The sequence below is a fragment of the Rhodoglobus aureus genome (genome assembly GCF_039527955.1).
Classification (GTDB): domain Bacteria; phylum Actinomycetota; class Actinomycetes; order Actinomycetales; family Microbacteriaceae; genus Rhodoglobus; species Rhodoglobus aureus.
On sequence record NZ_BAAAKW010000028.1, the window covers coordinates 36,729 to 58,934 of the forward strand.

23 protein-coding genes, 1 tRNA gene, 1 pseudogene and 1 other annotated feature are annotated in these 22,206 nt (G+C 59.3%); of the genes and pseudogenes, 12 read left to right on the forward strand and 13 right to left on the reverse strand.

Features of this window, described 5'->3' with window-relative positions:
• Nucleotides 1-41 precede the first annotated feature (41 nt).
• The 4 genes from ABD112_RS07615 to ABD112_RS07630 form a co-directional block, all read right to left on the reverse strand.
• Complete coding sequence (locus ABD112_RS07615) at nt 42-1,073, reverse strand: ABC transporter permease (RefSeq protein WP_343924655.1); 1,032 nt, start codon at nt 1,071-1,073, stop codon at nt 42-44.
• Complete coding sequence (locus ABD112_RS07620; RefSeq protein ID WP_343924657.1) at nt 1,070-2,065, reverse strand: ABC transporter permease; 996 nt, start codon at nt 2,063-2,065, stop codon at nt 1,070-1,072. Before ABD112_RS07620 ends, ABD112_RS07615 begins: the two co-directional genes overlap by 4 nt.
• Entirely contained in the window at nt 2,065-3,579 is a 1,515-nt protein-coding gene (locus ABD112_RS07625; protein ID WP_343924658.1) for a sugar ABC transporter ATP-binding protein, read from the reverse strand. The genes ABD112_RS07620 and ABD112_RS07625 overlap by 1 nt, the downstream gene beginning before the upstream one ends.
• Before the next feature lie 211 nt (nt 3,580-3,790).
• The gene (locus ABD112_RS07630; protein ID WP_343924660.1) at nt 3,791-4,486 is read right to left on the reverse strand and encodes a helix-turn-helix domain-containing protein; all 696 of its coding nucleotides are present in this window, start codon (nt 4,484-4,486) and stop codon (nt 3,791-3,793) included.
• 334 nt (nt 4,487-4,820) lie between these two features.
• Here ABD112_RS07630 and ABD112_RS07635 point away from each other — a divergent pair.
• Together ABD112_RS07635 and ABD112_RS07640 are read left to right on the forward strand one after the other, a co-directional pair.
• Nucleotides 4,821-4,894 (forward strand) — tRNA-Thr (locus tag ABD112_RS07635).
• A 243-nt stretch (nt 4,895-5,137) separates the two neighbouring features.
• Nucleotides 5,138-5,386, forward strand: coding sequence for a hypothetical protein (locus ABD112_RS07640; RefSeq protein WP_343924662.1), 249 nt, complete (start codon nt 5,138-5,140; stop codon nt 5,384-5,386).
• An 8-nt stretch (nt 5,387-5,394) separates the two neighbouring features.
• Here the strand turns inward: ABD112_RS07640 and ABD112_RS07645 are convergent, their stop codons facing one another.
• Complete coding sequence (locus ABD112_RS07645) at nt 5,395-5,892, reverse strand: IS3 family transposase (RefSeq protein ID WP_343924735.1); 498 nt, start codon at nt 5,890-5,892, stop codon at nt 5,395-5,397.
• Nucleotides 5,893-6,269: 377 nt separating this feature from the next.
• On the opposite strand from ABD112_RS07645, the pseudogene ABD112_RS07650 reads away from it, so the two are divergent.
• Nucleotides 6,270-7,445: pseudogene (locus ABD112_RS07650) on the forward strand (IS30 family transposase); the annotation flags it as partial.
• Nucleotides 7,446-7,450: 5 nt separating this feature from the next.
• Here the strand turns inward: ABD112_RS07650 and ABD112_RS07655 are convergent.
• Both ABD112_RS07655 and ABD112_RS07660 read right to left on the reverse strand, forming a co-directional pair.
• A complete protein-coding gene (locus ABD112_RS07655; protein WP_343924664.1) occupies nt 7,451-7,870 on the reverse strand; it encodes an IS3 family transposase in 420 nt (139 codons plus the stop codon).
• Nucleotides 7,796-7,909, reverse strand: a sequence feature (AL1L pseudoknot). (Overlaps the previous gene by 75 nt.)
• Nucleotides 7,867-8,178 (reverse strand): transposase, encoded by a 312-nt coding sequence (locus ABD112_RS07660; RefSeq protein ID WP_343924666.1) that lies wholly within the window; start codon nt 8,176-8,178, stop codon nt 7,867-7,869. (Overlaps the previous feature by 43 nt.) The genes ABD112_RS07655 and ABD112_RS07660 overlap by 4 nt, the downstream gene beginning before the upstream one ends.
• Before the next feature lie 152 nt (nt 8,179-8,330).
• On the opposite strand from ABD112_RS07660, the gene ABD112_RS07665 reads away from it, so the two are divergent.
• Nucleotides 8,331-8,636 carry a hypothetical protein gene (locus ABD112_RS07665; RefSeq protein WP_343924668.1) on the forward strand — a complete coding sequence of 102 codons (306 nt, stop codon included), beginning with the start codon at nt 8,331-8,333 and terminating at the stop codon, nt 8,634-8,636.
• 17 nt (nt 8,637-8,653) lie between these two features.
• Here ABD112_RS07665 and ABD112_RS07670 read toward each other — a convergent pair whose 3' ends face one another.
• Complete coding sequence (locus ABD112_RS07670) at nt 8,654-9,694, reverse strand: zinc-binding dehydrogenase (protein ID WP_343924670.1); 1,041 nt, start codon at nt 9,692-9,694, stop codon at nt 8,654-8,656.
• Between the two features lie 145 nt (nt 9,695-9,839).
• On the opposite strand from ABD112_RS07670, the gene ABD112_RS07675 reads away from it, so the two are divergent.
• From ABD112_RS07675 to ABD112_RS07695, 5 genes are all read left to right on the forward strand, one after another.
• Entirely contained in the window at nt 9,840-10,406 is a 567-nt protein-coding gene (locus ABD112_RS07675) for a helix-turn-helix domain-containing protein (protein ID WP_343924672.1), read from the forward strand.
• 2 nt (nt 10,407-10,408) lie between these two features.
• Nucleotides 10,409-10,975, forward strand: a complete 567-nt coding sequence (locus ABD112_RS07680; protein ID WP_343924674.1) for a hypothetical protein — start codon at nt 10,409-10,411, stop codon at nt 10,973-10,975.
• A gap of 55 nt (nt 10,976-11,030) precedes the next feature.
• The gene (locus ABD112_RS07685) at nt 11,031-11,621 is read left to right on the forward strand and encodes a YdeI/OmpD-associated family protein (RefSeq protein ID WP_343924676.1); all 591 of its coding nucleotides are present in this window, start codon (nt 11,031-11,033) and stop codon (nt 11,619-11,621) included.
• A 377-nt stretch (nt 11,622-11,998) separates the two neighbouring features.
• Nucleotides 11,999-12,391, forward strand: coding sequence for a helix-turn-helix domain-containing protein (locus ABD112_RS07690; RefSeq protein ID WP_343924678.1), 393 nt, complete (start codon nt 11,999-12,001; stop codon nt 12,389-12,391).
• A gap of 38 nt (nt 12,392-12,429) precedes the next feature.
• Nucleotides 12,430-13,527, forward strand: coding sequence for a DUF3039 domain-containing protein (locus ABD112_RS07695; RefSeq protein WP_343924680.1), 1,098 nt, complete (start codon nt 12,430-12,432; stop codon nt 13,525-13,527).
• Between the two features lie 64 nt (nt 13,528-13,591).
• On the opposite strand, the gene ABD112_RS07700 is transcribed toward ABD112_RS07695, so the two are convergent.
• The 3 genes from ABD112_RS07700 to ABD112_RS07710 all read right to left on the reverse strand — a co-directional run bounded on the left by ABD112_RS07700 (nt 13,592) and on the right by ABD112_RS07710 (nt 16,468).
• Entirely contained in the window at nt 13,592-14,824 is a 1,233-nt protein-coding gene (locus tag ABD112_RS07700; protein ID WP_343924681.1) for an RNA polymerase sigma factor, read from the reverse strand.
• Nucleotide 14,825: 1 nt separating this feature from the next.
• Nucleotides 14,826-15,173 (reverse strand): YciI family protein, encoded by a 348-nt coding sequence (locus ABD112_RS07705; protein WP_343924683.1) that lies wholly within the window; start codon nt 15,171-15,173, stop codon nt 14,826-14,828.
• Nucleotides 15,174-15,547: 374 nt separating this feature from the next.
• Complete coding sequence (locus tag ABD112_RS07710; RefSeq protein WP_343924684.1) at nt 15,548-16,468, reverse strand: DsbA family protein; 921 nt, start codon at nt 16,466-16,468, stop codon at nt 15,548-15,550.
• Nucleotides 16,469-16,713: 245 nt separating this feature from the next.
• Here ABD112_RS07710 and ABD112_RS07715 point away from each other — a divergent pair, with 245 nt between their 5' ends.
• Together ABD112_RS07715 and ABD112_RS07720 are read left to right on the forward strand one after the other, a co-directional pair.
• The gene (locus ABD112_RS07715) at nt 16,714-17,814 is read left to right on the forward strand and encodes an ABC transporter ATP-binding protein (protein WP_343924686.1); all 1,101 of its coding nucleotides are present in this window, start codon (nt 16,714-16,716) and stop codon (nt 17,812-17,814) included.
• Nucleotides 17,815-17,896: 82 nt separating this feature from the next.
• Nucleotides 17,897-19,207, forward strand: coding sequence for a DUF4032 domain-containing protein (locus tag ABD112_RS07720; RefSeq protein WP_343924688.1), 1,311 nt, complete (start codon nt 17,897-17,899; stop codon nt 19,205-19,207).
• Nucleotides 19,208-19,277: 70 nt separating this feature from the next.
• On the opposite strand, the gene ABD112_RS07725 is transcribed toward ABD112_RS07720, so the two are convergent.
• Nucleotides 19,278-19,760 carry an Lrp/AsnC family transcriptional regulator gene (locus ABD112_RS07725; RefSeq protein WP_343924690.1) on the reverse strand — a complete coding sequence of 161 codons (483 nt, stop codon included), beginning with the start codon at nt 19,758-19,760 and terminating at the stop codon, nt 19,278-19,280.
• Between the two features lie 100 nt (nt 19,761-19,860).
• Between ABD112_RS07725 and ABD112_RS07730 the strand changes: the two genes are divergently transcribed.
• Nucleotides 19,861-21,045, forward strand: coding sequence for a trans-sulfuration enzyme family protein (locus tag ABD112_RS07730; RefSeq protein ID WP_343924692.1), 1,185 nt, complete (start codon nt 19,861-19,863; stop codon nt 21,043-21,045).
• Nucleotides 21,046-21,145: 100 nt separating this feature from the next.
• On the opposite strand, the gene rlmB is transcribed toward ABD112_RS07730, so the two are convergent.
• Nucleotides 21,146-22,180: a 23S rRNA (guanosine(2251)-2'-O)-methyltransferase RlmB gene (gene rlmB / locus ABD112_RS07735; RefSeq protein WP_343924694.1), complete on the reverse strand. Its 1,035-nt coding sequence runs from the start codon at nt 22,178-22,180 to the stop codon at nt 21,146-21,148.
• Nucleotides 22,181-22,206 lie beyond the last annotated feature (26 nt).

Consider the following 22,206-nt stretch of genomic DNA (forward strand, 5'->3'; position numbering starts at 1 on the left):
TGAATGCTTCTACTGGCCCGTCAGGGGTGACGAATCAGTGCTCAGGTTTGGGCCTGAGACTTTTCGCGACGCTGAAACCAGAATCGAATACTGGTTACGGCGACGCGAAGCTGGGTGGGGTCGGAGATGACCGCGATGAGGAGGATCGAGCCGATAAAGATGTCTTGAATGTCAACTTGCACGCCCGAGAACGTCAGTGCGACCTGGAGGATGCCGAGGGAGAATGCACCGATCAATGTGCCCAGAATCGACCCGCGTCCACCGGTGAGAACGACGCCACCAATGATTGCAGCGGCGAAGCTTGCCAGTAGTACGGAGGATCCTGCGGTCGGATCGGCCGCCGTGCGCTCAAGGGTGTTGATCACGCCAGCGAGGGCCGCAACAAATCCAGAAATCATAAATCCGGTGAAAATTCGACGGCGAACCGGAATTCCGGCATCGAATGCTGCCTGGCGGTTGCCTCCCACTGCGTAGAATTCCCGACCCGCGCGCACCTTGCTCAGGAAGATCTGAAGAGCAATGAACGTAACAATAAAGATCAGCACTCGAGGAGTGATTGGCCCGAGAAGCGCTGTTCCAAATGCGATTCCTGCCTCAATGTCGGCGATTCGCACGGGCTTCGCATCCGAGAGCACGAAAGCGAGGCCTCGAAGCGCAAACAACATTCCTAGTGTCGCGATGAATGAGTTGATTCCGACGTAGACGACGAAGAAAGCGTTGATTGTACCGATGAGAATGCCCGCCACCAGCGCGGCGAGTGTCCCGAGCCAGATGTTGGGGGCACTGGCCATGATCACGCCAGCTACCGCAAGCGTGCTGGCCACGCTGAGGTCGAGTTCCCCCATCAGGATGACCGCGGTGAGGCCAAGCGCCACCAGCCCGATCAAGGCGATACGACCGAGCGTGACTGAGTAGGCCGTGAATGTCGTCGGTTCCATGATGGCCACGAGGATGATCACGATTATCAGGAGGGCGACGCCGCGACCTTCAGTTCTCCGAGCGATGCCAATTTTTAGTTTGTTAACAACGCCGACGGTTTCTTTGCCAAGCCTCATGGGCTGTGTGTCGGTCACTTTTTCGTCACCTTTCGAGCGAGGGCATCAACAGAGACGGCGACCACAATGAGCGCACCGATAGCCATCTGTTGTAAGCCAAATCCAATACTGGATAGGACAAGGATGTTGGTGAGCACGCTGACGAAGATCACACCGAGGAGAGTTCGCAGCACACTCCCTTTGCCGCCGAACACGCTGGTGCCGCCGATGATGATCGCGGCGAGCGCTTGGAAGTCGTAGCCGTCGGACATTGTGGATACGGCCGTATTGGAGAACGCCGCAAGCACGAAGCCGGCAAGCATGGCAGATATCGCGGTAATCACGAACGCGCCGATGACGACCAATGGAGTATTGACTCCGGAGAGGCGAGTCGCTTCTTTGTTGGAGCCGAAGGACCTGACCACAAAACCGAAGTTGGTGCGGGTCAACACGAACCACAGAATCGCAGTGACCAGGATCAATACGATTGCCGAGAGCGGGACGGAGCCAATCTTGGCTTGGCCGAACGCGCGAACTGGCCCGTCCTCTGGCCCGAAGAAGATGCTGCCACCCGAGAGCCAACGCAGGATCCCAAGGCCAATGAATGTCGTCGACAACGTCACAATGACGGCGTTGGCCTTGAACACTCCGACTGCCACGCCGTTGACAACGCCATAGAGAACAGCGACGAACAACGCTACGGCAAACGCGAGGGGCAGTCCGTAGTCGTTGCTGACACCGATAAGGATAACGGCCGCCGTCGCCACTTGAGCCACGACGGAAAGGTCAAGGTAGTTGGCACTGATCACCACAAAGGTCATGCCCACAGCGACAATGCCGATTGGGGCCGCCCGATAGAAGACGTCAGTGATATTTATCACAGACGCGAACCCATTGACGAAGAAGACGCCGAACAGAATCAGTAACGCGGTGAACACGAATACTCCGCGCTCAGAAATCCACACCAACAGATTGAACTTGTTTTGCTTAATGCCAACTTCACCTATCGTCTCGATCGATTGCGTCGTCATTATGCACCCACCATCTTTTCGCCGGACGCCAGGGACATCACAGATTTTTCGTCCGCTTCGGCCCCGGAGAGTGTCCCCATTATTCGGCCGTCACGAATGACGTGAATCACGTCGGAGAGTTCAAGCAGTTCTGGCAGGTCAGAACTCACGACGAGCACTGCGGCGCCGGTGTCTGCGAGTTCACGAACCAGCCGATGAATCTCTGCCTTCGCGCCGACGTCAACGCCACGCGTTGGCTCATCGAGCACTATGAATTGCGGCTTTCGTCCCAGCCATTTTGCGATGGCGACCTTCTGCTGGTTTCCACCGCTGTATTCGCCGACGTTGCGTTCAATCTGCGGTGGCTTGAGCGCGACAGCCGTGGCAAGTGCGGTGACAAACGCAGTGGTCTTCTTCCTCAGCTGAACCCCAAAGACGGAAAGTTCACGACGATTGGGCAGCGCGATGTTGTCGGCAACGGTCATACTCAATGCCAGGCCATCGGTTCTGCGCTCTTCTGGCACGTAGCCAATTCCTGACCGCACAGCAACTTGGTAGCTGGTGATGTAGCGCGGGGCTCCATCTACTGTGATGAGTGCACTTCCGCCTGTTCGCGCATCGGCGCCAATGATTGCTCGCACGAGTTCTGTTCGTCCAGCACCGACGAGTCCGCCAAGCCCGACGATCTCACCCGATCGAACGTCAAGGTCAACCCCGTTTACGTTGTGTGCCCGGATTCCCCGTGCCGACAGGACGACTTCGCCGGGCGTTGCGTCTCGTCGCGAATCAAGATCTTGCTTGAGCTCCTTGCCCACCATGTTCTCGATTACCGCTCCAGGAGTGGTGTCTTCGATCCGCGTAACGTCCACGACCTGTCCATCGCGAAGAATCGTGACCACTTTGCAAATTCGGAAGACTTCAGGGATGCGATGTGAAATGTAGATAACCGCCATGCCCTTTGCTGCCAGGCGCTGCAACATGGCGAGGAGGTAATCCGTCTCTGCTGGAGTGAGAGTCGCAGTCGGTTCATCCAATATGAGCACCCGCGGCTTGCGCGCGACCGCGCGGGCGATCTCAACAAATTGTCGGAGCGAGACAGACAGTCGAGAGATCGACTCGTCGAGGTCGACTGAGACGCCGATCTCGTCGAGAGCCGCTGCGGCCGTGGCGCGAAGCTCTGCTGCGCGAATGAAACCGAACGATGTCGGTGTTGACCCCAAGAGGATGTTCTCGGCAACCGTCATCTCTGGGATGAGGCTGAGTTCTTGATGCACTAGGGCGATTCCTGCGTCGAGCGCTGACTTGGCTCCGCCGGTCAATGGAACACCATTCACCGACACGATGCCCTCGTCGGGAATCAAGATGCCCGCGAGCACGCGCATGAGCGTTGACTTGCCTGCGCCGTTCTCACCGACAACGGCATGGATCTCACCCGGGGCGACCAAAATGCTGACGTCATCGACCGCGAGAGCGCCACCGAACCGCTTAACGATTCCGTTCGCTTCGAGCGCGGGCGGGGAGTTGTCAATCGTCACTGCGGTCAACCTCCATTGGTTGAGTGAACTTGGGTGTGAAGCCAAGTGTAAACACACACAGCACACTTTGTCGATGCAAGCGAGAATCTTGCGCTAAAGGTCTCGTTCACGCACGATATCGCGTGCTATTTGCCCAACTGTGTGCATATTGTTCTGCTAGAGAGAACGAACATGTTGCCAGGTGGTATCGAGTAAGGCCTGGGATCGACTGCTATAGACCGTGGTGGTAGCCGTCGGATTCGGTCTTCGAACCAAACGGGTCCTGCGGCCCAACCGCATCCAACACGAACCAGACCGCGACGACGGGCGTCGCGCGGCTATTCCAGAAACGGTGAGGAGTGCTGGAGTCGAAGGCAATCGAATCGCCTGGATGCATCTCAGCCACCCCAAACCCCACTTGAGCGTTCAGCGATCCAGAAATGATGATGCCGTATTCGCGACCGTTGTGACGAATGAAGTCGGTTGGTGGTTCACTACCTGGCGCAGCTTCGTAGATGACTTCAATGAACTCTGTTCCGACCTCGGGTTTAGCGGTAAGCCGCTCCCACCGCGGGCCTGAGTGCAAGTTGATTGTTGGCCGCGACGCCCCACGGAGGACAATGCCGGCTTGGTCTAACGGCGTCTCAGATGAGGTTACCGTCGACCCGTCACCGAGCACTTCAAGATCGCCACCGCCCGACAGTACCTCCCCGAAGAGACTGTCCATGGATATGCCGAGCACACTCACAACGTTGTAGAGCGTTCGTACGCTGAAAGAGGCCAACCCGCGTTCTACTTGAGAAACGTGGCTTGCTGAAACCCCAATACGGCGCGAGAGCTCGCGGACGCTCATACCAGCGGATTCGCGGGCCAACCGGATTCGTTCACCGGCAGCTGACCAGTCGCTATCGGTCTCGTTGTCGGCCACTTCTGATCATCTCCTACATTGTTCACTCTCAGCCACCACACTGTTGAGGGCAGAAGAGAACTCTACGATTTTGTTCTCTACTGAAGAACAATAGACCACACATCCGCGAATTTTCCTGTGTGCCCAGTCCAAAATTAGCGTGTTCCCGGCGCAGCACCTATCCCACCGGAATCCTTGGTGTGCACTGGCAGAGCACACGACAACCGGCTGAGCTGCAGTTGGGCGAGAGAGTCAGCGACGATTGCAGCGAGAATTCCGACCGGTGCATGACGGCAACTTTTGGGGCTGGTTGGGAGCACAGGCTAGTCATGCCTAAAATAGGACGTTGGTCCAAGCCTCCTTAGCTCAGCTGGCTAGAGCACCGCTCTTGTAAAGCGGGGGTCGTCGGTTCGAATCCGACAGGAGGCCCAGCAAATATGTCGAGGGCCGTCGGGGATGTTAAAACCCTAGCGGCCCTCGACATTGCCGTTTAACCTGCCCCGGGGCTGTGATCATTTCCTAGGAAATATTCTTCGCAACCACTACGGTGGTGCTATCGATTCCAGTTCATCAGCACAACACGATTCTTCAGAGCCGAAGTCGATTACGTTCTTGTAGGCGTTTGGCCTGCAAGATCGGCCTGTTTCACTACACAACTTTGGGGGAAGTTTCGTGTCAATAATTACTACTTTGGTAGGCAGCAAGATTGCTGCCGGTTTGATAGCAGGAGTTGTCGTCGTCGGTGGTGGTGGCGCAGGTGCTGCCGCATATGCAAATGTGCTGCCGACGCCGATACAGGAGGCAGCTCACGATCTGATCGGTGCTCCGGCTCCTGAGGCAATCGCCACAGAAACTGAAACTACTGACCCGGTATCCGACGACACCGCCTCAGATGAAACTGTCAAGCCCCGAGTTTTTTAGAGGCTCGTTTAGACCCGTTCCATCTCTCTGATGGCGGGCAGGTTTGAATAGAAGTTGGTCTCGGCCTCGACCGGGGGAATATGACCGATCTCGCCGTGGAGCCGGCGATGGTTGTACCAATCGATGTATTCCGCGACCGCGATCTCGAGATCGTCGATCCCTCTCCATGGGCCACGGTTGCGGATCAGTTCGGCTTTGAAGAGCGAGTTCAACGCCTCGGCCATCGCGTTGTCGTAGCTGTCACCTTTGGACCCGACCGAGGCGACGGCTTCTGCCTCGGCGAGACGATCGGTGTAGCGCACGGCTCGATATTGCACTCCGCGATCGGAGTGATGTACTAACTGAGACAGGTCCCGGCTGGCCCGCTGGCGGGTCCAGATGCCCATCTCGAGGGCGTCGAGGGCGAGCTCGGTATGCATGGTCGTGGACAGTTGCCAGCCCACGATACGGCGGGAGAAGACGTCCAAGACGAACGCCGCGTAGACCCAGCCAGAGAACGCTTGAATTCCAGCAGTCGTCGCAACACTAGCGGCGAGGAGTCGAGATGCCGGCGAGGAAGTATACGGAGCAGCAGCAGGTCGCGTTCATGGCGGTGATCGATCGGGGTGGGTCAGTCCGGTCGGCGGCGGCGAAGGTTGGGGTGCACCCGGACGCGGGTTACAAGTGGATGAAGCAGGCCGGGCTGTCGACTTCGCGGTCCGCGCAGCGGCGGTTCACGGCTGAGGAGAAGTCCGCGTTTCTTCGTCGGCTGGTGGAGGTCGGCAACGTGTCGAGAGTCGCTCGGGAGTTGGGCATCAATCGGGTTACCGGTTACGCCTGGGCACATAGAGCAGGCATCTTCACCTCGGACGCCGTAGACGTAAAGCGGCGCGAGTTCTTCCGGCTGCGAGGCGAGGGAGTCTCCCGGCGCGACGCAGCGAAGCGGCTGGGAATAGAGAGTCATCAGGCGTCCGACTGGGATAAAGGCATTCGGGTGTTCTCTAAGGGGCGTGTCCTCGCCGATGGCCGCGTGGTGCTTTACCGTCAGGACGAGATACTTGCGAACGTGAGAAGACCGAGAACAGCTTGGATTCAAGGCGAGCGGGTGGCCCTCGACAAGGTTGAGAAGATCATCCATTCCCGTTACTTGAGCGTGCTCGAGCGGGAGCAGATCAAAGACCTGCAGCTGGCAGGACTATCAATTAGGCAGATAGCTATCGAGTTAGGTCGGGCGCCATCGACGATCAGTCGCGAGCTGCAGCGCAACACCGTCGGGCGCCGCGGCTACCTTCCGCACACCGCGCACCGGACCTCGGTGAAACGTCGCGAGAGGCCCCGCGAGGCTCGGCTGAAGGCCCCGGGTCCACTCCGGAACTATGTCCAGGCAAAGCTTGCGAAACGGTGGTCGCCCGAGCAGATCAGCAACCGTCTTCGACGAGACTTTCCCCATGACCCGGAGATGCGCGTGAGCGTCGAGACTATCTACCAAGCCATATACATCCACGCCCGAGGAGAGCTCACCAACGAACTCAACGGGCTGCGTCGCGGTCGCCGCAGACGGAAACCCCGGAAAGATCCGTCCAACCGCACCAGCAGGTTCACCGACACGATGACGCCTCTGTCCGAACGCCCCGCCGAGGTCGAGGACCGCACCATACCGGGACATTGGGAGGGAGATCTCATCGTCGGCACCGGCAACGGATCCGCNCGCCGACGCGGTCAAGGACAGCATCATCGTTGCCCTCGCCGATCTGCCCACGCAGTTGCGACGCTCTCTGACTTGGGATCAGGGGTCCGAGATGAGTGCACACCGGAGCTTCACCCTGGCAACGAACATGGTCGTCTATTTTTGCGAGCCTGCATCGCCCTGGCAACGCGGCACGAACGAGAACACAAACGGACTGCTGCGCCAATACCTGCCCAGGCGCAGCGACCTTCGCACCTTCTCCCTCGGCGACCTCACCACGATCGCTGCCGAACTCAACGGCCGGCCACGGAAAACCCTCAACTGGGACACACCCGCCGAGCGACTTAATGCTTTACTAAATCCTGCGTAAATCACACCGTTGCGACGACTGCTGGAATTCAAGACGTGCGAATATACGTAATGTCGGCCACCCAGAGGCAGTCCGGTGCCGGTGCGGTGAAGCGCCGGTCGACGAGATCACCAGGGCGCTCACTGAACGGCCCAGGAACGGTTGTCCGTGGCCCCTTGCGCCGCGAGACGCCCCGTAATCCCTCGCGACGCATCAACCGCTCGACCGTGCACCGAGCGACCGGGTGGCCGTCTCGCTTCAGCTGCGCATGCACCTTCCGGGCACCATAGACGCCGTAGTTCTTCCTGTGCACGGTGTGGATCTTCACCGCGGTCTCCTCGTCACTGACGGCGCGTTTTGAGGGCGGCCTGTTCCGGGCTGCGTAATAGGTTTGCGGGGCGATCGGCAGTTGGCTGCAGATCGGCTCGACCCCGAATTCGTCCTTGTTCGCATCGATGTAATCGATCATCGGTTGTGTGGGCGGTCGAGCTCCGCCGCGAAGAAAGCCGACGCGCTCCGCAGGATCGCATTCGCTCGACGCAACTCGCGATTCTCCCTCTCAAGCTCGATCAGCCGGGCCGCGTCATCGGTGGTCGTTCCTGGCCGGGTACCGCTATCAATCTCCGAGCGTTGGACCCAGCCTCGCAGCGTGTCCGGCGGGATACCGAGCTGCTGGCCGATACGCGAGCATGCACCGCGGTCACCGCCGGGACCACCACGCGCCTCGATCACGAGCCGGACCGCGCGCTCTTTCAGCTCGGTCGGATACTTCTTCATTACTGGCATTTGGTTCTCAACCTTTCAGGTGATCAAGAACCTCCATTAAACCCGGGGCGCAACAAACAGTCTCGGATGACACCGATGCTGCTGAGTCATCCACCTCTTACCGCTCAATCGGACCCGACGTCACCGGTTCTGCCGCATACGGGTTGTGCAATGCCTTCTCTCACGGCGGTCTCGGGGCGAACTCGACTCCGTACGCAAACTTCGTCATCGCAGCAGATGGAGCCGACAACATTGCCGGCTATTGCGCGGAGGTGACCAAGCCCGGTAGATCCGACAAACATGACTCCGTCGAATCAGACGCAGACGGCGACGGCGACGGCGACGGCGACGGCGCTGAAACGGACCAGGACAAGAAGACCAAGGCTGAGGTCAGCGCAAAGAAAGCCGCTAAAACTGCGGAAAAGGACGCTCGCAAGTCGAACAAGTCCTCGTCGAAGGGTCGCCCCTAGCGACGAGGCCCGGTCAGCTACGTCGGGTCGACCATCACCTTGAGGGCGGTGCGGTTATCCATCGCGGTGTAGCCGTCGGGGGTTTGTTCGAGCTTCACGGTCTGGTCGAAGACGAGGCCCGGGTTCACGGTTCCGTCGAGCACTGCGGGCAGTAGCTGTTCGATGTAGGCGCGAGCGGGAGCCACACCACCGGTGAGGGTGACGTTTTTGCCGAACAGGCTGCGGCGTCCAACGGGGGCTTCTTCATACTGCGGAACGCCCACGCGGCTGATTACGCCGCCGGCACGAACAACGCCGAGTGCTTGCTCGTAGGCGGGCATGAAGCCGACAGCTTCGAGCACGGCATGGCTTCCGGTGCCGCCAGTGAGTTCGCGAACCTTGGCGATACCTTCGTCGCCTCGCTCAGCTACGACATCCGTCGCACCGAACGTGAGTCCCAGATCGGTGCGAGCCTTGTGGCGACCCATGAGGATGATGCGCTCGGCACCCATCTGCTTGGCCGAGAGAACGGCGAGCAGGCCGACAGCGCCATCGCCGATGACGGTGACGGTTTGGCCGGGAGCAACTTGTGCTTTGTGGGCGGCGTGCCATCCCGTCGCGTACACGTCTGAGAGCGAGAGGAGCCCCGCATACTGCGACTCGTCAATCGTGCCAGGGACTTTTACAAGGGTGCCGTCGGCGTAAGGCACGCGCACTGCTTCGGCCTGGCCGCCCGTGATGCCACCGTTGCCCCAGTAGCCACCATGGATGCACGAGGTCTGCAGACCTTCGAGGCAGAATTCGCAGGTGCCATCCGAAAAAGCGAACGGGGCAATTACGAAATCGCCCACCTTGACCGTAGAGACATCGTTGCCGATTTCTTCGACGGTTCCGATGAACTCGTGCCCGATCGGGCGAGCATCCGCATCCGCCGGCATTGAATGGAACGGGTGCAGATCGCTGCCGCACACGCACGCACGCGTAATGCGCACAACCCCATCGGTGCTCTCGATGAGCTTGGGGTCAGGGGCAGTGATCACGCGGACATCGCCGGCGCCGTAAATGTAGGTAGCTCGCATGAGTCTATTCAACGCCTGAAAACGTTCAGCGGCGAATCAGTTGGCGTTCAGGTGGCAGGGCTAGGTGGTTGGTCGCCCTGGCTTCGCATGGCACCCCATAGTAGATAAATATATCGGATTAGATATAATCAAGATGGAGGTCGTCATGACTGCATCAACATTGCTTCGCGCATCCCGTCGCGCAAGCGGCGTCACACAGGGTGACCTTGCCCTGCGCTCACGCATCAGCCAGCCCAATGTCTCTTCGATCGAGAACGGTAAACGCATCCCGACTGTTGAGACTCTGGAACGCCTGCTCCGCCAAACTGGGCACCGCCTCATCGCGGTCTCAGCATCCGGTGTTGATGCAACCGAAACCGCAGAACGCATCGCCACAGCGACCTCTCGCGACTCCGCACTTCGTGCGTTCCTTGATTTTTCTGACAGCCTCGCAAACACGACTGACATTGATCGCATCGTGCTCACTGTCACCGAGCCGCCCTCCACCGGATATCCGTCGTGGGATGCTGCGCTTGCTGCGCTGGTCGACTACTGGCTCAGCCAGGCCACGCTGCCCGCACCCGTCTGGATCAGTTCACCATCACGTTTTCTCGATGCGCCTGACTCGCCCCAGCTCGGCAAATACGACCTAGCGCCCGAGGTTGCGAAGGTTCCCACCGAGTTCCTCCGCCGAAATGTCTTGCTTGAGCTCTCAACTCTGACGAGCGTATGACGATGCAACTCGATCGCGACGACCTTATCGAGGGACTGCGCGACGTGGTTCGCGCCGTACACGAACAGAAGCTCTCGGGCGTCTCAATACGAATCGTTGGCGGCGCCGCACCAAGGCTTGTCCATTTCGACCGCGACACCACCGCCGACATCGACGCATGCATCCAACCGATGGGACAGTTGCAGCCGATCATCGCCGAAATCGCTGCCGTTCGCGGATGGCCAAGCGACTGGCTCAACAACAGCGCCGCAATCTTCATCCCGAACCTTGGTCAGACTGTCGACTGGGAACCTTTGTTCGATGACAGTAGCGTATCGATAGCGATAGCCCCGGTGGACGCACTCCTTGCGATGAAACTCGCTGCCGCAAGGCCTGGCCGAGACACCGAAGACGTTGCAAAGCTACTTGCCCTCAGCGGCACCGAAACCATCGCGGCGGCTGAGGAACTCTATGAGTCCTTCTACCCCGGCGACGCGCTTCCCGATCGAACAATTGGACTCCTAGATAAAATCTTCACTGTAGGGCTCCCGCCCAAACCTCTGACCCCAGAGATGCCCAACCTCGACTGAGCAATCGATCGCGCCAAAGCCACGAATAGTCATCCGGCAGAAAGGCAGAAATCGCATGGCCAGTTTTGCCGACAAACCCGTTCTCGATGTGACCATTGCCGAATGGACCGCTTTTCTCGAAGGCTCTCCCTCCGATGACGGCGTGCGCCTCAAGCTGCGCAAGAAACTGTCGAAGGCCACCGGCATGACGTGGCCAGAAGCGCTCGACGTTGCTCTCTGCTTTGGCTGGATTGACGGTCAAACCGCGCGCCTCGATGACGACTACACGCTCCAATCATTCACCCCGCGCCGCAAAAACAGCCCGTGGTCCCAAATCAATCGTGATCACGTTGCACACCTCATCGCCGCCGGCCAGATGCGACCGGGCGGTCAGGCCGAAATCGACCGCGCTAAAGCTGACGGCCGCTGGGATGCCGCCTACAGCCTGAAGAACATGACGACTCCCGCAGACCTTCAGGCCGCCCTCGACGCAAACCCCTCCTCGGCAACGTTTCATGCGGGCCTGAGCAAGAGCGTGCGCTTTCAAATCTACGGCCGCCTGACCGCCATCAAAACACCGTCAGTGCGGGCATCCCGCATTCGAGACATCGTCGAGAAGGGCGCGCAAGGCGAGCACCATTACGCGCAACCCAAGCCGCGACCTTAGTCAGCGATGGAGCCTCGGAGGAAAGCTCACACAGCGAGAGTCTGGATGCACAAGCTCTTGAGCTCTCCAATTTTTCGATCCCTTAGGACCGCTTGTCCCATTCGAAAGCACAATGATTGCCTTTAGCACTGTTCGGCTTGAACTCCCGCCTGTAGAGACAGCAGTGATTCCTTTGCAGAGCGCGAGGTTTAGCACCCGAAGCCAGCAGGTGACCGCCATTCCCGGATCGAATTCCGGAAGTTGACAACACCTGTTACACCTGTGACACTTATGACATGCGTCACCGACATTATTGTTGAACCGCCTCCGCGCCCAGCGCACCCAGCCGAAGATTACGACTTCGCCTTTTTATTTTCTCTCCGGAACGAGTATCCGATATGACTACCGTTATCCCTTCCACCGTACCCAAAAATGATCTCCAGAAGCTCGAAAAGCTCGCGACTAGTTTTCCCGATGGAGCCCTTAGAGTCGCGCTCGACACCATACATAACGACCTCGCCCGTGGCGAGACAGTCTTTGTCCTAGCAGATGACGAGGCTGTAACCCCCTCGAGGGCCGCTCAAATACTGGGCCTCAGTCGCACGCACCTTTACAAGGTGTTGGATTCTGGCGCTCTCGAATGGCATCCAGTCGGTGCACGAGATCGACGAATCCTTGTCAAGGATCTTCTCGCATACCGTGAACTTATGCGCGGAGCGCGCCGTCGAACCGCGACGGTTTTCGCCGGAGGCACGGCAGCAGACGACGAAGCTTTAGACGAAATGATCTAGCACCAGACAAACTTGAGTTTTGTTTGTAAACTAAGCGAGTGATCCGAGACCGCAGAGTAACGCTGCGGTGTATTTGTGAGGATTTGCATCAAGACTGGGTATCGCCGCAAGACCGGTCGGAGGCGATTAAGCTGCGCATTGCCGTCTCGGAACTGGTCGAAGGTCGGTGCAAGCCATCAACAGTCGCTCCCTTTCTTCGAAAGATTCCGCGACTAAACACGCTTGGGCACCCGCTCATCCGCGCGTTTGACGACCAGTTTTCCGGAAATGACGATGTCGCGACGCTGCGTGAATCCATAAGCTCGGTTGCGGACCGGGCTTGGTGGAAGCAAAAATTTTCTTCCCGCTGGCGGGGTGCCGCCACAATCGTGCTTCCCGCGGATCCGAAAGGCATTGAAACCGCTTGGCTTGGTGCTGCTGGATATCGTCGAGCAGGTTCGCCGGAAGATTTCTATGCCTGGTTCTCTCGGGAATGCGCCTCAGGTTCGGATAAGTTTCTTCCCGCCGAGGAAGACATTTCATTATTGGATGTAGATCTGAGAATTGCGCGCTTGGACGCTTGGAAAGCGCAACTGCATCTTTCGGTATTAGTTCTCCTGGCCAACTGTCTCGACGAGGAAGCCGCTGGACCTCTTATCGTCCTATCTCCGAAACCGAACACCGCAACGGAAACCGAACCGCTCGCTGAAGTCTCGCTGACGACAACGACTGTGGAAGAGGAAGGTGAAGTCGTTCGCGAACTCATCGTCGAAATTGTGCCTCTCAAACACACCAAGCTAACTGAACGAGCGATCGCGACGACGCTCGCTGCAATCGAACCTGATACGCACTCATGGACTACTGCCCCACTGAACGCTTCAGCTATGTCCCACTCAGTGCTAACGACCGAGGAAATGTATCAGCGTGCGTTCAACGCGCGCGAGTCTGGCAGCTCCGATCCCCACGAACTTCCCGGAGTACTACGGGTGGGCACTATCGCCCACTACACGGCTGCTACCTCGGTCACCCAAGCAACTATCGAGGGGGCGGCAGTTGAAGCGATGTGCGGACATTGGTTTGTCCCTATGCACGACCACGATCAGCTGGATATATGCGGGGGCTGCTCCGACGCGAGGAACAGGCTCCCCGAAGAGTGACGGACTTCAGTGTGCCTCTTTAAACCTTACACGGAGCAACTAGATTGGGCTCTTCGTGGCGCAATTAGTAGCCGTGCAGCTCCGCGATCCGCCGATCGAGATGCTGCTTCTCGGCACCGTTCGTGGCGAGTTCGCGCGCCCTAGCGAAGGCGGGAGCCGCAGCATCCACGTCACCCGAACTCACGAGAAGTTCGGCCTTCGTCGCCCAATACAAGTGGTACTCGTCGAGACCAGTCACGTCGTCGAGCAGCCGCAGCCCGACATCCGGTCCGTCAGCCATCGACACCGCGACAGCCCGATTTAGCGCCACAACGGGCGAGCCGGTCATCACCAGCAGCATCGAATAGGCGGATGCGATGGCTGGCCAATCCGTGTCGGCAGCCGTGCGGGCGGTGGCATGGTGCCGCGCAATCACGGCCTGGGTTTGAAACGGCCCCGGCCGCAGGCGAGCGAGCGCACTGTGCAGGAGTCCGTTAGCTTGCTCGATGAGTTCGCCATCCCAGCGAGTGCGGTCTTGCTGGTCGAGCAAGACGAGCTCGTCGCCGTTGAAGCGGGTGTCGTGGCGGGCGCGGGCGTAAAGCTCAAGTGCGAGCAGGCCTTCGACCTCGGGGTTGTTTGGCAGCAACTCGCGCGCCGTGATCGTGAGGCGAATCGCCTCCTCGACGAGATCGACGCGGGCACCCGAAACGCTACCCCGCGAGAGGTAGCCCTCATTGAAAATGAGGTAGAGAACCGTGAGCAGAGCATCCACTCGCAGTGAGAGGTCGGCCGGGATCGTGAGCGGGATTCCGGCATCCCGAATCTTGCGCTTAGCTCGCACCACCCGTTGAGCGAGTGTTTGCTCGGGCACCAGAAACGCTGCCGCAATCTCGGCGGTCGTGAGGCCACCGACCAAACGCAGCGTGAGCGCCACTTGAGTGTCCCGGTTTAACGCGGGGTGGCAACAGAGCAACAGCAGGCGAAGGTGTTCGTCGCTCGAATAAGCAGCATCGTCGATCATGTCGGGTGTCACCTCCTCGTCGTCAAGGTCATAGGGCAGCAGGTCAGGTGCCGCGCGCGCCAAACGTCGAGCGGCAGCAGCATCGCGTCGCACTCGGTCGACCGCACGATTGCGTGCCACCGTATACAGCCAAGCCGCCGGGATATCAGGAATGGTGGCCCAGTTCAGCGCCTCAACCAGCGCGTCCTGCACAGCATCGTCGGCCACATCAAGACCAAAACGGTGCGCGAGAAGAGCGAGCACATGCGCACTCTCCTCACGCGCCAGGCGGGTAACCGCCTCTGAGATGTCGAACACGCTACGCGGGCACCACCGGGCGCACCTCGAGTGAGCCAGCAGGAATCGGCACGGCCGCGGCGAGCGTGAGCGCCTCATCCAAATCCTTGGCTTCGACAATATAGAAGCCGCCCAGGTGTTCCTTCGTTTCAGCGAAAGGTCCATCAACGATGGTGTCGCCAGCATCGTTAGCGCGGCGGATGGTGGTCGCCGTCTCGGTGCCTTGAAGCTGCTCAGCTGCCACGAAGTGGCCGCCCTCTACGAGCTTGTTCTTGTACTCCATCCACGGCGCCATGAGCTCTTCAAATCCGGGATCTCCCGGGGCTGGAGCGTCGAACGGTTCTGAATGAATCAGGATCATGTACTGCATGTTTTTCTCCTTAGCCGATCAGTGAAGTGTGGCCACAAGGCCTACATCGAAGGACCTGATGTTGAGAACCGCACACTCGTTCCCCGCCATTATGGCCTCTTAGAGCGGGGATTTCCCTGCCCTCACTGACATGACGCAGCGCACGTGCCAGATCGACACGTGCGCTGGAAAAAACTTTTCGACTAGTTTCACGAATCCTCCGGGCGCACAAAAACGGGGACCCACACTCGGCGCGGATCCCCGTCAGCGTTGCTACAAAATTACGCAGTCGGAGGCGTGAGAACACCTTCGGATAGCCAGCACTCCCCTGCACAACGCAAAAGATGCCCCTGGCCATAAGACCGGGGGCACCCTTGGTTATGCGCTAACGCAACCTACGGGGTAGGTGTTGGCGTCGGCGTAGGGGTCGAGCTTTCGTTGAAGTCGCTGCCAGCAGCCTGAACTACGAAGGCTTGGAAAGCAGCGAGGTCATTTACAGCACCCTCGTACTTGAGCCCGTTGACGAGAACCGTGGGGGTTCCCGTGACCTGAGGCACGTCAGTGTTGGGGAGTGGCCCCGAAAGAGCGCGTGCCGTGGAGTTCTTAACCCACGACTTGAACGTCTCATCCTGTATGCACTCAGTGATGGCAGGAACGTTCTCAACGCCGGCTGTGTCGAGCAGGGCGATGAGGTCATCGTTGCTCAAACCGCTTGTGTTCTCTGCAGGTTGGACGCCTTCAGAGAGCAACAGCGTGTGGTAGCCGTAGAAATCATTAGGCGAGGAATCGGCAACACACGCGACAGCATTAACTGCACGCGAGGAATAGCGCTGGCCTTGCGAGAAACGGTCAAGAATCGTGATGGGGTGCACTTCGAGCGTTGCGGCACCGTTGTCGACGAGGCTCTCGATGTACTCAGCGTTAGTCGCTTCGAACGAGCCACAAATTGGGCACAGGTAGTCGACATAAATTTGGATGTCGAGAATGCCTGACTCCTCATCAGGAACGCTCGCGATGGGGTCGGCATCCGCTTCAAGGGCGTCAGTCGGTGTTGCGATGAAACCCTGGCTCAGCTGAACACCGTCGCTGGCAAAGTTCTTCGGGCCGGGGCCCACAGGCTGGTTCGAGTTCACGAGCACGAGCGCAATCACTGCGACGATCGCAATGAGTGCGAGACCTACGCCGCCTTGAAGGAACAGCTTGGTGCGGCGGTCTTTCTTCTTCTGCCCATCGCGCTGAACGCGGGCCTTTTCACGTGCCGCTTCTCGTCGCTCATTCTTGCTGAGTCGGCCATCGCCGGAGTTGCCGTTGCTCAATCGAACCTCATCTGCCGTATTTTTCGCTGTGTCGGGCACCAAAAATCACGGCGCACCCGTCGAATTCTAGGAGAAATCTCTGGGAATTGCCCAACTGGATCCTGAGACTGCGGCTTCTTCGGGCGATACCACTCGGTCATGTGACCCCTAAAAGAGTGCAATAATAACCCAACGCGGTTTCGACCGCTGTCCATTCACTAAGGATCGTCCGGCACGTACCTGCCGGTGAAGGAGAAAATACAACAATGGCGTCTGTAACTTTTGACAATGCAACCCGTCTCTACCCTGGGTCAACGATCCCGGCTGTAGACAAGCTAAATCTTCACGTTGAAGATGGCGAATTCCTCGTACTCGTCGGCCCATCGGGTTGCGGAAAGTCAACCAGCCTTCGCATGCTCGCCGGCCTCGAAGAGGTCAACGATGGCAGCATCCTCATCGGCGACCGTGACGTCACTGATGTTCCTCCGAAGGACCGCGACATTGCCATGGTCTTCCAGAACTACGCTCTCTACCCGCACATGACTGTTGCCGAGAACATGGGCTTCGCCCTCAAGATCGCTGGCATCAACAAGGAAGAGCGCGCAGCTCGCGTACTTGAGGCAGCAAAGCTGCTCGACCTCGAGCCTTACCTCGCCCGCAAGCCTAAAGCTCTCTCGGGTGGTCAGCGCCAACGTGTTGCGATGGGTCGTGCGATCGTTCGCCAGCCTCAGGTGTTCCTCATGGATGAGCCGCTCTCGAACCTGGACGCAAAGCTTCGTGTTCAGACCCGTACGCAGATCGCCAGCCTTCAGCGTCGACTCGGAGTCACCACGGTTTACGTGACTCACGACCAGACCGAAGCACTCACCATGGGTGACCGCATCGCAGTTCTCAAGGATGGCCTCCTCCAGCAGGTTGGTACCCCTCGTGACCTTTACGAAGCACCACAGAACATCTTCGTCGCTGGCTTTATCGGCAGCCCGGCAATGAACCTGTTTACCGTTGACATTGTCGACGGTGGCCTCCAGCTCGGCGATGCTGTGGTGCATGTTGACCGCGAGACGCTCGGTGAGACCGACGCAAAGACGGTAACCATCGGCGTTCGCCCAGAAGACGTTCTCGTTTCGACTTCCGGCAACGGACTTCCGGTTGAAGTTGATCTTGTTGAAGAGCTTGGCGCCGACGGCTACCTCTACGGTCACGCAGAGATCAAGGGCGAGCGAGTCGACATTGTTGCTCGCGTTGATGGCCGTTCACACCCGAACGCTGGCGACCAGGTATTCGTTACGCCTGAGCCTCACCACGTTCACGTCTTCGATATCGAGTCTGGCCTGCGCCTAACAAAAACTCCTGTCGTAGCGGGCTAACTTCCGCTTTACGATCGAGCCCGTCGACATCGAACACTGTTCGGATGTGTCGACGGGCTCGTTTCAGCTTAAGGAAACGTGAATGTCTGGTTCTGTCAACATCACCGCGGCCACTGTCGACCCCGCACTGCTGGACCTTCCGTGGGATCTGCCGCTCGAACTGTGGCCCGATGAGGCGATCGCGACTCTCCCGAAGGGCATCTCCCGCCATCTGGTGAGATTCGCCAACCTCAGCGGGTACATCGTTGCGATCAAAGAGACGTCAAGCGAGCTAGCCAAACGCGAATACGATCTGCTGCGCACACTTCAAAAGCTTGACGTGCCCTGCGTGGACCCGCTCGCCGTCATCACCAACCGCACAAGCGCAGACGGCGAAGAACTCAAGTCGGTGCTCGTTACCCGCCATTTGCGATTCTCGCTCCCCTACCGCGCTGTTTACTCGCAGAGTCTGCGACCGGAAACCGCTCGTCGCCTAGTCGATGCGCTCGCAGTGCTGCTCGTGCGCCTCCACATCGTCGGTTTCTTCTGGGGGGATGTATCGCTCTCCAACACTCTCTTTCGTCGGGATGCCGGCGCATTCGCTGCGTATCTGGTGGATGCCGAAACCGGTCAGCTCTATGACCGGCTGTCTAACGGCCAACGAGAGAATGATCTCGAGATTGCTCGTGTGAACATTGCAGGCGAGTTGCTCGACCTGCAGGCTGGCGGCCGACTCGATGAGGACATCGATCCCGTCGAGATCAGCAACGGAATCCTGGCCCAGTACCGCACCCTCTGGCAAGAGCTCACCGGATCCGAACGCTTCGATCATTCAGAGCGCTGGCGCATCAACCAGCGCGTTGAACGCCTCAACGCCCTCGGCTTTGACATTGAAGAGCTCGCAATCAAAACGGAAGACTCGGGCACTCGCGTGCGCATCCAACCCAAGGTGGTGGATGCCGGACACCACTCACGTCGCCTGCTGCGCCTCACCGGCCTTGACGCTCAAGAGAATCAGGCCCGCCGCCTGCTCAACGACATGGACTCGTACCGTGCTGCGTTCGACAAGCAAGACATGGATGAGGAGATGCTTGCTCACGAGTGGGCCGCTCGCGTCTTTGAGCCCGTGATCCGTGCCATCCCGAAGGCCCTGCGCGGAAAGCTTGAGCCTGCCGAGATCTTCCATCAACTGCTCGACCACCGACGCCAACTCGCGCAGGATTCAGGCCACGACATCCCGCTCGCTGAAGCCGTCGGCAGCTACGTCGAGAACGTACTGCAGTTTCGCCGAGACGAAGCGACCATGATTAACCCGCCAACGGGCGCGTTCACGTCGCCCATCACCATTCCGGGTGATGATCTGATCGATGACGAGGACGAGGACGATAGCGATGACTGGCGCCTTACCGTCTAGGCAGAGGCCACGTTAGTAGCGCGGTGCGGGCGGTTCGGCGCAGGCGGTTCGGTGCCTCTGATCCGACGCACTAAGAAAGCAACTGCTCGAGACCGCGACCCGTCACGTGTTCGAATACGAGATTCGTTTCGGTATGAGAAACCGCCGGATGACTCGCCAGGTACGTCAGCATGAAGTCGCGAAGCTCTGCCGCGCTGTGAGCGGCAACGTGCAGCAGGTAGTCATCTCCGCCACCGGTGTGGAAGAAGGCAAGCACACCAGGCCAGTTTGGCGCAGCGCTGCGGAAAGCGTCCACCTCTTCTCGCACATGTTTCACGAGTTTGATGGAGATGAGTGCTTGAACGCTCATTCCGAGTTTGGCGACATCGATGTCGGCGTGAAATCCACGCAAATAGCCGTCGTCGTGCAGTCGGCGCAACCGCTGCGACACGGTTGATTCGGCGACGCCTGCTCGTGCGGCGAGCGCTGACCCCGACATGCGGGCGTTAGCGGCCAAACTCGCCAAAATTGCGCGGTCAATCGAGTCGATCGGCAAAGTTTTCTGCTCAGTCACGGCGTCCTCCTTGACCGCAGCTTATGCGGAAAACATCACAATTAGTGAAGAAGCTACATGAGGAGTTGATTTGTGTCGAAGTTTCTGCTGATATCAGAGGATGCTGCCTCATGACATTCGTCTCGAAACCCTTGCTGTTCACGCGGGACTGGAGGGCGTTCACGAAAGTGGCCAACACGTGCCATCCATCGACCTCTCGACCACGAACCCGTTGCCCAACGTCGAAGACGGCGGCGACTCCTACGAAAACCTCGCCGGGGGCAACGCCATCGTCGACGGCCACTCTGCCGTCTACCAGCGTCTCTGGCAGCCGGGCGTAGCCCGCTTCGAAGACAGTCTCGCCGCGCTTGAGGGCGCAGAGGCTGCCGTCGCGTACGCTAGCGGTATGGCCGCACTCGCAGCGGTGCTCATCTCGATCGCATCCGCAGGTCACCCCCACGTTGTCGGCGTACGCCCGCTGTATGGCGGAACCGACCACGTGCTCGACAACGGACTGCTCGGCACCACCGTCACGTGGGCCGATGCCGACTCTGTTGCGGATGCTATCCAGGCGGATACCGGACTCGTCGTGATCGAGTCCCCCGCCAATCCCACGCTCGAGCTCGTCGACATCAAGAAGATCGTTGCGGCCGCCGGCGACGTTCCCGTGCTCGTCGACAACACCTTCGCGACCCCCGTTCTGCAGCGCCCCCTCGAGCTCGGTGCTGCCATGGTGCTTCACAGCGCAACCAAGTACCTCGGCGGCCACGGCGACGTCATGGGTGGCGTCATCGCAACCAGCGAAGAGCGCGCCAAGAGCCTGCGCAACGTGCGCGCCCTCACCGGTGGCGTGCTCCACCCCTTAGCCGCCTACCTCCTCCACCGTGGGCTGCGCACGCTGCCACTGCGCGTGCGGGCACAGCAGGAGACCGCTGGCGAACTTGCTCGTCGTCTTGACGGGCATCCTGCGCTCGCTCGCGTGCTCTATCCTGGTCTGCCCGGCCAGGACCCTGCGGGCCTCATCGGCACTCAGTCTGCGGGTGCCGGTTCGCTCATTGCTCTAGATCTGGCTGGCGGCTATGACGCTGCGGCGAAGTTCACCGAGTCAGTGAAGCTCATCACCCACGCAGTGTCGCTGGGCGGAATCGACACTCTCGTGCAGCATCCCGCATCGCTCACGCACCGCCCTGTTGCTTCTGAAGCGAAGCCGGGCGCGGGCATCGTTCGCATTTCGATCGGCCTTGAGCATGTTGAAGACCTCATGAACGACATCACCGCTGCGCTTGACGCAGCGACTGGCAAGTAGCCAACTCACGCTGTCTTGCGCGAAGCGAAGAGCCGCTGTCCCCTCGGGGAGAGCGGCTCTTCGCTTTATTCAGCTCGGGGCATAAGCCCCGGGACGGCAGTTACTTCTTTTTGCGTGCGGCTGCGCGCAACTTCGAGATTTCGTAGAGCGTGACGCTCGCAGCGATACCAGCATTAAGCGACTCGGTTGAGGCACTAATCGGGATCGAGACGATCGCATCACAGTTCTCGGTGACGAGTCGCGAGAGGCCCTTGCCTTCGCTACCGACAACGATCAACACGGGCTCTTTTGCTAGCGGCAGCGACGGGAGTGATACATCTCCGTCGCCATCAAGACCAAGCACGAACACGCCACGCTTCTTGTATTCCTTGATCATCTGTGTGAGGTTATTGGCCATCGCAACAGGGGTGCGTGCCGCAGCACCCGCCGAGGTCTTCCAGGCGGATGCCGTCATCCCCACCGAACGACGCTGCGGGACAATGACACCCTGACCACCAAACGCGGCGACCGATCGCACAATGGCGCCGAGGTTGCGCGGGTCAGTAATGCCGTCCAAAGCAACGAGCAGCGGAACCTGGCCGCGCGCCTCAACCTTGTCGAGCAGTTCCATGGGGTGCGCGTACTCATACGGCGGCACCTTGAGGGCGAACCCCTGATGCACGGAGTCGAACCCGGCGAGACGGTCAAGTTCTGGACGCATGACTTCGAGCACCGCAAGATTACGGGCCGTGGCCAATTTCAGGATCTCTTTGACGCGGTCATCGTATTCGATGCGCGCAGCCATGTAGAGAGTCTGTGCGGGAATCTTGGCGCGCAGTGCTTCGAGCACTGAGTTGCGGCCGGTGACCATCTCAGACTCGTCGGCAGACTTCGCTACGCGTGACTGGGTCGGACGGTTTGTGCGCTGTTGAGGAGCATCCGTTGGCTTGCCACCAGTGCGGCGCCCGCCGGCTGCTTCGTAACGGTCGGCAGCAGCCTTGCGCTTGCCTGCGGGGTGGTACGGGCGATCTACAGCTTTAGGGGTGGGCTTGCGACCTTCGAGAGCTTGCCGTCCCTGGCCTCCCGAGCCGACCTGGGGGCCCTTGCGGCCCTTGCGTACCGCTCCTGCGCGGGGTTTGTTAGCTGGGTTTTTCACGAGTGTTGCTCCTGTCGGAAGCGCCG

Bases quoted from the DNA above. Each gene is read 5' to 3' on its own strand.
- ABD112_RS07620 (WP_343924657.1), bottom strand. From the start codon at position 2,065: ATGACGACGCAATCGATCGAGACGATAGGTGAAGTTGGCATTAAGCAA.
- ABD112_RS07655 (WP_343924664.1), bottom strand. From the start codon at position 7,870: ATGATCGATTACATCGATGCGAACAAGGACGAATTCGGGGTCGAGCCG.
- ABD112_RS07660 (WP_343924666.1), bottom strand. From the start codon at position 8,178: ATGAAGAAGTATCCGACCGAGCTGAAAGAGCGCGCGGTCCGGCTCGTG.
- ABD112_RS07670 (WP_343924670.1), bottom strand. From the start codon at position 9,694: ATGCGAGCTACCTACATTTACGGCGCCGGCGATGTCCGCGTGATCACT.
- ABD112_RS07675 (WP_343924672.1), top strand. From the start codon at position 9,840: ATGACTGCATCAACATTGCTTCGCGCATCCCGTCGCGCAAGCGGCGTC.
- ABD112_RS07680 (WP_343924674.1), top strand. From the start codon at position 10,409: ATGCAACTCGATCGCGACGACCTTATCGAGGGACTGCGCGACGTGGTT.
- ABD112_RS07685 (WP_343924676.1), top strand. From the start codon at position 11,031: ATGGCCAGTTTTGCCGACAAACCCGTTCTCGATGTGACCATTGCCGAA.
- ABD112_RS07690 (WP_343924678.1), top strand. From the start codon at position 11,999: ATGACTACCGTTATCCCTTCCACCGTACCCAAAAATGATCTCCAGAAG.
- ABD112_RS07705 (WP_343924683.1), bottom strand. From the start codon at position 15,173: ATGCAGTACATGATCCTGATTCATTCAGAACCGTTCGACGCTCCAGCC.
- ABD112_RS07715 (WP_343924686.1), top strand. From the start codon at position 16,714: ATGGCGTCTGTAACTTTTGACAATGCAACCCGTCTCTACCCTGGGTCA.
- ABD112_RS07720 (WP_343924688.1), top strand. From the start codon at position 17,897: ATGTCTGGTTCTGTCAACATCACCGCGGCCACTGTCGACCCCGCACTG.
- ABD112_RS07730 (WP_343924692.1), top strand. From the start codon at position 19,861: ATGCTGCCTCATGACATTCGTCTCGAAACCCTTGCTGTTCACGCGGGA.